3 protein-coding genes are annotated in these 3004 nt (G+C 37.1%); all 3 read right to left on the bottom strand.

Annotation, left to right across the window (positions count from 1 at the left end):
- Positions 1–106 precede the first annotated feature (106 nt).
- The 3 genes from Q0410_RS01275 to Q0410_RS01285 are packed head-to-tail and all read right to left on the bottom strand — an operon-like array spanning position 107 to position 2914.
- Positions 107–1144: a phage portal protein gene (locus Q0410_RS01275; RefSeq protein WP_299032012.1), complete on the bottom strand. Its 1038-nt coding sequence runs from the start codon at positions 1142–1144 to the stop codon at positions 107–109.
- A gap of 8 nt (positions 1145–1152) precedes the next feature.
- Positions 1153–2388, bottom strand: coding sequence for a PBSX family phage terminase large subunit (locus Q0410_RS01280; RefSeq protein ID WP_299032017.1), 1236 nt, complete (start codon positions 2386–2388; stop codon positions 1153–1155).
- Complete coding sequence (locus Q0410_RS01285; protein ID WP_299032022.1) at positions 2381–2914, bottom strand: terminase small subunit; 534 nt, start codon at positions 2912–2914, stop codon at positions 2381–2383. Before Q0410_RS01285 ends, Q0410_RS01280 begins: the two co-directional genes overlap by 8 nt.
- Positions 2915–3004: the final 90 nt, after the last annotated feature.

Raw genomic sequence — 3004 nt, forward strand, 5'->3', positions numbered from 1 at the left:
GTTAAACCTTCTTGAACTTTCATTCAAGATTGGTAATTGATTAGCATGTCGATTTAGCATGTCGATTTAGCCTTCCAATTTTAACCCAGTTATTGCCCTGTTATTACTAACAGGCGTGGCGTAAACTTTCACCACTAATATTGCCTGCAAACTTTTCATCTGCCATATTAGGCACTTTTGCAAACTTGTGTATATCACCATCCAGCCTTATCTTATAATTTTCAAGGGCTACATCGTTGATATTTTTTATCAACCACTCAGCACCTTGCCCGTCCATCAAGGCTATAACTTGGTCTTCAATTAACTTATTTACATCATCTCTATCAACCTGAGGCATGCCGTTTAATAAAAGTATAGCATTGGTGAATTCTTCAAGGTCGTTAGCAGTGTCAGACTGGGCAAGGTTTATAGCATCAATTAATGGTATTACTCTCTCGAAGTCGCCTATGCCCTCATCGTTATTTTTAAAATCAATAACAGGTATTTCTCCAAATAGGTTTGCTTGCTCTTCAATTAATTTTAAGTCGCTACCCTCAAGCTTATACTCTTTGATAGCCTCATCAGTATAGACTGTGACTAGCTTGTCTTTGCTTTCCTTATCAAAGTTACTAGCATCTACATATGTTCTAGTATAGACGGCAAATATAGGCTTAGGGATAATAGCATCATCATAGATAACTCTTAGGTTTTCAGGTTCCACTTCGTTAAATCTAACCTGCCCTTCCTCATCTAGATAGACAATTTCCCTTCCCTCGCCTTTAATCCCAATCATCTTTGCAAGCTCTGTGTTTTCATCTTGCTCATCGTTGAGGTCAAAAACATCCTGCACTGCAAGCATCATATCTCTATATTCTTCCGCCACAGTATAAGATATAGGCTTACCAACAAATAAGCCTAAGAGCAAGTCCACGATATAAGACGGATAAGGCAAAACTAACTTATTATTAGACTTTCCAGGGTCTTTTTCCCTATCATAAATCTTAGCCTTACCCTCATAGTACCCTTGCAAAACTTGATACCTTTCCGCATCCTTTTCCATAACTTTTATAATCTTTTTAATCAAATCATCCGTGATTTCCGTATCAGCTGGCAAATATATAGGCTTTGCAAGCTCCATATACTCACTTATATAGCTATCTCCCATAAATCCTCCTAAACTCCTAATTGTCTTTTGCTAAATGTTATCATCTTGCCCTTAGCTGAATCAGTATAAAGGGCATATCTTATAGCATCTTGCACATCGTCAAATTCTTTTTTTACCGCCTCATCTCCAACTTTATCAGACCAAACATAAGAATATATTTCATCTTTGAATCTCTTGGCGATAGGCTCATAAATAAGAAGCTTGCCCGATTTATACATAGTAGCTACACACTCAATACCTGATATGACAGCCTTATCTCCTTTAAAGGCAGAAATCCCCTCACGTCTAAAGCGATTTATATGCTCCATACGTGCAGAATCGCAATAAAACGGAATATTGCCGTATCTTTTTTTGATACTTTTAGCAATATCCGCCCAATAATCAATCTCTTCACCTGTCTTTGCATGTTCTTCAATCATGATATACCTATCATCATCAGTTACTCCAAAGACCACAATAGCTCCATAGTGACCGTATCCCCAGTCAACACCAGCTATGTATCTTTTAAATCTATAATCTTTTATATCATCAATAAAATGTTTTTCTCCATCAAAATCTTTATAAACCATCCCATCGCCTGACACCCAGTTACCGTAAATGTTACGCTCTGTAAACATCCCAGCTGGCGTGGTCTCGATGGTTGATTGTAAATACCTTTTATCAAGAAAAGTATTGTCAAAAATAGTAAACTTATAAGATAAAATCCTATCCGTTGGATTATCGATGTATTCTTTCTTAAGCCAATGTTCTGGATTATCAGGGTTAGTATCACATAAAATCCTAGCACCTTTACCAGAACACCTCGAAACAATCTCGTCAAAAACTTCACGTTTTGCAAGTGAGGCCTCGTTGATATACGCCCCGTAGGCTGTCATACCTCTGATACCTCCCAAGCCGCCAATAGTCCCTGTAAAAGCCTGTATAATCTTTACTCCAAACATCTTAAAAGACCCGTGCTTATCAAACTTAAAATCAATATCATACTTATTAGTAAGTTCAGTTAAGATGTTATTCTGAATAGTTTTAGAAGATACACCAGCTAAAATATACATAGGTTCATCAACACCTTCAGCTTTTGCTATATCTCTAACACGTCTTAACTCCATAAGAAACAAATCATTATTTAAAACAGTCTTACCGCTTCGCTTAGCCCCGTGATTAATAAACATAAACCAGTCTTGAGACCATGTTTTTCTTAATATTTCTATTTGCTTATCGGTGTAAATTTCTTTAAGCCTACTCATCAAGTTCACCCTCTACTAGATCCAAAAACTTATCAATCTTATGTTCTCTGTCATCGCTTATAGACATAGATTCAATCTCAGCCTCCATCTTCTTAATCTGGATTTTAGCCTTTTCATTTTCTGTAGGAGTGCCTAAAAACTTAACTAAGGTATTTACAGCGTTATTCACATCTTCCAAAGTCGGTTGAAAAGTGTAAGTTACTTCTTTCTCAACTTCACCTGTTAAATGGTTGTAAGTTTTAGAATAAGACTCCTGCACCTCTCTTCTAGCAATCGAAGTAAGGGTAGTAATTATTTCATCCTGCCCCATCTTTTGCTTATCTAATATCTCCTTAGTCCTATCAGCTATATATTTAGAAACCTTAACATTTCTTAACAATCTTGCCCCAGCCGCTGCCGCTGTACTCTCTTTTCTAATATGAGGATAAGCAAACAAATAAGCCTGCGTCGCATTGCCCTTGTTCCTGATGTACTCATCAGCAAAGGCCCTCTGACTAGACGTAAGACCATATTCATCCTTCGCCAATGAGCATCACCCCTTTCTATCTTCTTACACCCTTTTGAGAATTAAAATACCTATCCTTCTTATTTTGAGGTCTCAACTTCTCAAACTCTT

It is taken from the genome of uncultured Anaerococcus sp. (genome assembly GCF_937934665.1).
Lineage (GTDB): Bacteria > Bacillota > Clostridia > Tissierellales > Peptoniphilaceae > Anaerococcus.

What these genes read in the sequence shown, in the direction of transcription:
- Q0410_RS01280 (WP_299032017.1), bottom strand. Translation starts at nt 2,388, where the DNA reads ATGAGTAGGCTTAAAGAAATTTACACCGATAAGCAAATAGAAATATTA.
- Q0410_RS01275 (WP_299032012.1), bottom strand. Translation starts at nt 1,144, where the DNA reads ATGGGAGATAGCTATATAAGTGAGTATATGGAGCTTGCAAAGCCTATA.